The sequence below is a fragment of the Winogradskyella ursingii genome, assembly GCF_013403975.1.
GTDB classification, from domain to species: Bacteria; Bacteroidota; Bacteroidia; order Flavobacteriales; family Flavobacteriaceae; genus Winogradskyella; species Winogradskyella ursingii.
In genome coordinates this window covers 1-5446 of the sequence record NZ_JABFDH010000007.1, presented here as the reverse complement: position 1 = coordinate 5446, position 5446 = coordinate 1, and the positions used below count along the sequence as shown (strand labels likewise).

General features: G+C 32.4%; 5 protein-coding genes. All 5 read left to right on the top strand.

Annotated features, from left to right (window positions below; translation table 11 throughout):
• Nucleotides 1–231 precede the first annotated feature (231 nt).
• The 5 genes from HM983_RS15625 to HM983_RS15605 all read left to right on the top strand — a co-directional run bounded on the left by HM983_RS15625 (nt 232) and on the right by HM983_RS15605 (nt 4826).
• Complete coding sequence (locus HM983_RS15625; RefSeq protein ID WP_179346684.1) at nt 232–552, top strand: helix-turn-helix domain-containing protein; 321 nt, start codon at nt 232–234, stop codon at nt 550–552.
• A 4-nt stretch (nt 553–556) separates the two neighbouring features.
• On the top strand, nt 557–1600 hold the full coding sequence (locus HM983_RS15620) for a DNA cytosine methyltransferase (protein ID WP_179346683.1): 1044 nt from the start codon (nt 557–559) through the stop codon (nt 1598–1600).
• Between the two features lie 3 nt (nt 1601–1603).
• Nucleotides 1604–2566 (top strand): HaeIII family restriction endonuclease, encoded by a 963-nt coding sequence (locus HM983_RS15615; RefSeq protein WP_179346682.1) that lies wholly within the window; start codon nt 1604–1606, stop codon nt 2564–2566.
• A 253-nt stretch (nt 2567–2819) separates the two neighbouring features.
• Complete coding sequence (locus HM983_RS15610; protein ID WP_179346681.1) at nt 2820–3650, top strand: hypothetical protein; 831 nt, start codon at nt 2820–2822, stop codon at nt 3648–3650.
• A 144-nt stretch (nt 3651–3794) separates the two neighbouring features.
• Nucleotides 3795–4826 (top strand): hypothetical protein, encoded by a 1032-nt coding sequence (locus HM983_RS15605; RefSeq protein WP_179346680.1) that lies wholly within the window; start codon nt 3795–3797, stop codon nt 4824–4826.
• Nucleotides 4827–5446: the final 620 nt, after the last annotated feature.

Genomic DNA, 5446 nt, shown 5'->3' with positions numbered 1-5446 from the left:
CTCACGGACTTTCTATCTGTGATTTATTTGCTAAATTTAGTGCTTAATCACGCAACGAAATCATACACTAGACCGTTGTGTTTCATACTTCCAGCCGCATATTTTAGCACTTTCGGTTTTTTCCAACACACAATTCCAACGCTCTAAAAACCAAAAGAGCTAAAATTTTCCAACGCTCGAATTGAATTTTACAATTAAAACATTTAACTTTGTCAAAAATTGACAAGTCTTATGAAAACCACTTTTGGAGAATACATCCGACTTTTACGAAACCAAAACGAATTGACCTTAACTCAACTTGCTGCCAAACTGAATTTGGATTCGGCGAATTTGAGTAAAATAGAGAATGGAAAACGAGATTTTGATGAAAAACGATTGCCTAAACTTGCAAAAATCTTCAAACTCAATCTTACCGAATTGCGGAATGAATATGTGACTGACCAAATTGGAAAACATATTTACGAAACTAATTGCTCAAAGCAACTTTTACGAGTTGCAGAAGAAAAAGCAGAATATCGCAGAAAACTAAACAAAACACTTCAAACACAATAAAAATATGAATATAGTATCATTTTTCGCAGGAGCTGGCGGACTCGATTTAGGATTTGAAAAAGCAGGATTTAATGTTGTTTGGGCAAATGAATATGACAAAGATATTTGGGAAACTTATGAAAAAAACCACAGGCATACTATACTCGACAGACGAAGTATTGTAAACATCCAATCTGACGAAGTTCCTGAATGCGACGGAATTATTGGTGGACCACCTTGCCAAAGTTGGAGTGAAGCTGGTTCATTACGCGGAATAAATGACAAGCGAGGACAATTATTTTACGACTTTATCCGAATATTAGAAGCTAAACAACCCAAATTCTTTCTTGCCGAAAATGTTAGTGGAATGCTATTAGATAGACATAGCGAAGCTTTAAAGAACATTAAAGAAATGTTTAAAAATGCTGGATACCGATTATCGTTCAAATTATTAAACGCATCAGATTTTGATGTTCCGCAAGACCGAAAACGAGTATTTTTCGTTGGTATTCGAGAAGACCTTGATTTTAAGTTTCAGTTTCCAAAACCATTAAAAGATAAAGTAACGCTTGAACAAACAATAGCGGATTTAAAAGATTCAGTTGTTCCTGCAAAAGAGGGAAATAAGACAAATAAAGAGATTTGTAAAGTTCCAAATCACGAATATATGATTGGCGGATTCTCTTCAATGTTTATGTCAAGAAATAGAGTGAGAAGTTGGGACGAACAGTCTTTTACGATTCAAGCAGGCGGAAGACACGCACCTATTCATCCTCAAGCACCAAAAATGAAATTCATTGAGCAAAACGTACGTGTTTTTGTTCCAGGAAAAGAAGATTTATATCGTAGGTTAAGTGTTAGGGAATGTGCAAGAATTCAGACTTTTCCAAATGACTTTATTTTTCATTACAACAATATTTCAGCTGGATATAAAATGATTGGAAATGCAGTTCCAGTTAATCTTGCAAAACATATTGCCATAAGTATTAAGTCTCAAATTGAGAATGCAGAAAAGAAACCAAAACGAGTTACAAAGAAAAAATTGGAATTAGAAAATACACTTTCATAATTTATGGCAAGTCAAACGGTTAACGGCAAGGCATTTGAATATGCTTTGCTATTTGAATTTTACGAGCGTTTAAAGACAATAACAAGCGTTTCAATAACTGAAAATGAACCTTATAAAACGGCTAAAGGCTTTTTCGATGGTTTTAGCGAACCAGAACAGGACTCTTTTAGAATTACAGCAAGTGCCTCGATAAATTTTCTAATTGATATAGAACCAAGATTATCGAATGGAATTAGCAAAGACGATATTTTAGTTTTGGAATTGGTTAGTGACCAAGCTGGTCAAACTGGAGACGTTCGTGATGTATTAATGATTCGCTCTTTACAAAAATGGGAAATTGGAATTTCCGCAAAGAATAATCATCGAGCAGTTAAACATTCAAGATTATCGAATAAAATCAACTTTGGAGAAAAATGGTTAGGCGTTTCTTGTTCGGATAATTACTTCAAGGAAATCAACCCGATTTTCACGATGCTTGCTGATTTGAGAGCAAAGGACAAATCTACCAAATGGACTTCGATTGAAAATATGCACCAAGTAGTTTATATTCCTATTTTAGACGCTTTTCGAAAAGAATTACTTCGTTTGGATAAAGAAAACCCAAACATTGTAGCGGAAAATTTGGTGCAATATTTAATTGGGAATAAGGATTTTTACAAGGTAATTAAAGGTAAAAAGAAAGTTGAGATTCAGGCTTACAATTTACACGGAACTTTGAATTTGCCATTTGAGAAAGTAAAACCAAAAGCCAAGATTCCAAAATTAAAATTGCCGACAAGATTAATCGAAATTGTTTATCAGGAAAATTCGACAACAACATTATTGGTTTCCTTGAACGAGGGTTGGCAAATTTCTTTTAGAATTCACAATGCAAGTTCGAGAGTTGAACCATCATTGAAATTTGATATTAATTTAGTAAGTGCGCCACACACTTTGTTTACGAACCACATTTTTGTGAATGGATAAGCCAACGCTTAAAGCCATACACATTTGCAATTCGCATAAGCCAATGCTAAAGCCAAAAATTGCAAAAGAGTATGTCTTTGCCAACGCTACAAACAGAACGGAAATAAAGTACGAAAACACAACAATGTGTATAATTCATTGCTAGTTATAGCCTACTTACGAAAGTCCTCGCGGACTTTCTATCTGTGATTTATTTGCTAACTTTAGTGCTTAAACACGCAACGAAATCATACACTAGACCGTTAGCAAACATATGACTAAAACCATTTCCATACTATTTTGTTTTATAATTTTACTTTCTTGTGACAACGAAGCCAAGACTGAAAGAAATAAAAAGAATTCCGATAAAATAATAAGTTCTGAACAAGAGCCAGTTATAAATCTTAGGGAATTTGACGAAGATTTGAATTTATTCTTAAGCTTCTATGAAGGAATGAATCAAGCAGAATTCAGAAATTCAGTAAATAATGAGTTGAAATCTGGAAGACTTTTTTATACGGATAATAAAAATGGTGATAACATTTATTCTTCTTTACTAAATTCTAAAAGTTTCTCTGATTCAAAAACCTTTAACGACCAAATAGATATTAATTTCAAATTTAATTCAAATTTATATTACCCAATAAATACAACTGAAAAATCCTATTACGCTAAATTTTCAGCAAAATTTGATAATGGAACTCTCACTTCAATCTCTCTTTTGGGACCAAGTTTTAATATCTCATCAAATCCTGATTTTGAAAAAGAAAAAAGAATTAAAGAAGGAGAAAATTATAAGAAAGAAATTATAAAAATGTATTCAGATAAATATGGAAAACCAAAAATAACTAAAAGAGAAATTGAATCAGAGAATTTGGATTATTCTTTGATGACAGATTATGAATTTGATAAGAATATTTACACTTTTAATAAAGCCGAAAAGACAATTATAATTTCTATTCAATGTTGTGCGGATTTTGAAACTGAAATAAAATACATATTAACTTCAGAATATAATAAAAGACGAAATAAAATACTACTCGATAAAACTAAAGAAACGGAAAAGAAAAGTATAGATAGAAAAAAAACTCTGGAAGAAATATAAATACGTTTGCTAACAATGTGTATAATTCATTGCTAGTTAGAGCCTACTTACGAAAGTCCTCGCGGACTTTCTATCTGTGATTTATTTGCTAACTTTAGTGCTTAAACACGCAACGAAATCATACACTAGACCGTTAGCCTACATATGAGAAACTGTATTCTTTGCGACAAAAATCCAGCTGATAAAACAGGTTCTCACATCGTACCTCATTTTCTAACGAAACGAATTGATAACGAAGTTGGAAGTCACGCAAGAGATAAAGAATTAGGATTTAGAATAACTCAAGATACAACAGAATCATATTTTGGAAGTGCAGTTCTACCCGAAAAACTTGAAGAAGTTTATGGAGAAGTTACGGAAGAGATAATTGAAAACAATAATATTGACGGAATTGTAGACAACTATTTCTGCACCAATTGTGAAAACCGATTTGGGGAATTTGAAAATGAATATGCTAAAAGTTTAACCAAAAGCACTTCTTTAAATAAAAATTACGTAAGCGAGAAAAGACCTTTTTTAGGATTCTTATTTTGGACTTCAATTATTTGGCGATTATCAATACAAGACGATAGTGGATTTAAACTCAAGCCGCAAGAAGAAAAAAAATTAGGTAGAATCCTCAATAAATATTTAGTACTAAATATCAAAGAGCTGACTTTTGATAAAAACGATTCTGACTTAAGTGATATCGGCTATAAAATAGTTCGTTCACCAAAATTTTCAGACAAATTTAGTACTTGGCTACATTGTTCACCATATTACGAAAGACCATATTCTTTGATAATTGACGAATATCTTGTTTTTCTTTATTTCAAAAAAAGTCATTTAAAAGGAATGGTTCAGGACTTCTATGGTTCCGAAGAATTTAAAAGTCAAGCAATTTTCAATACACCATTTACTGATGAAAATATTTTCGGAATAGAACACGAGGATTACAAAATAATTTCGCAAAATATAGCACTATTTGGAGCTAGAAAAAGAATTGAAAACTTGAGTTGGAAATTAGATATGATTCATCAACGGTTAGGCGGAAAAGGAAAGCAAATGTATCCGAAATATAAAAGCGAAATAATGAAGCGGATAACAAATAGCGAAGAAGTTTTAGCGAAAAAAGGAACTACTGAGGAATATATAAAGATAATAATAGAAACGATTAATGAACTACAAAATACGTAGGCTAACAACGTATATAAAAAATGCTCAAGATGGTTAAATGAATTAGAATTCTTACATTTAAAAAACAATAACCAAAACTGAAAAATTCGTCCACAAAAAGACGCACTTTTCATATACAATACCGTTGGCATTAATGAAATTCGTGCATTTCCGTCTGGTTTTTTTCTCGAATTTTTTTTTGATTTTTAAGCCAGATAAAACGAAAAAACAGGACTTCCAAAAATTGCGTTTGACGTCGGACTTGTTTCTTGTCCGCCATATTTTGTGCCGTAGCGATCTGCTTAGCTCGCCAGCTTAACAACGTCGGACTGACAAGCAGAACGCGCAATTCTGAACGCTTTAATTAAAACACTACTGCCAACAATGGCTATAATTCATTGCGCTGGAATTTTCCGCTGGAAAATTCCTTCCCTTTTTGCTATCTTAGTGCTTTAACAAATAATTCGGCAAGGTTTCGCGCAACGAAACCATAGCCGAGACCGTTGTACGCAAGCTAAAAAAACATTGGAACAATCAATTTACATAAGCGAAAAAATCAAAATACTGAAAATTGGAAAACTACCATTTTACCTAATAATTGTGGTTTTTGTTTTTCTATTGGCTGTACTTCAAGATTACAT

What these genes read in the sequence shown, in the direction of transcription:
- HM983_RS15625 (WP_179346684.1), top strand. Translation starts at nt 232, where the DNA reads ATGAAAACCACTTTTGGAGAATACATCCGACTTTTACGAAACCAAAAC.
- HM983_RS15620 (WP_179346683.1), top strand. Translation starts at nt 557, where the DNA reads ATGAATATAGTATCATTTTTCGCAGGAGCTGGCGGACTCGATTTAGGA.
- HM983_RS15615 (WP_179346682.1), top strand. Translation starts at nt 1,604, where the DNA reads ATGGCAAGTCAAACGGTTAACGGCAAGGCATTTGAATATGCTTTGCTA.
- HM983_RS15610 (WP_179346681.1), top strand. Translation starts at nt 2,820, where the DNA reads ATGACTAAAACCATTTCCATACTATTTTGTTTTATAATTTTACTTTCT.
- HM983_RS15605 (WP_179346680.1), top strand. Translation starts at nt 3,795, where the DNA reads ATGAGAAACTGTATTCTTTGCGACAAAAATCCAGCTGATAAAACAGGT.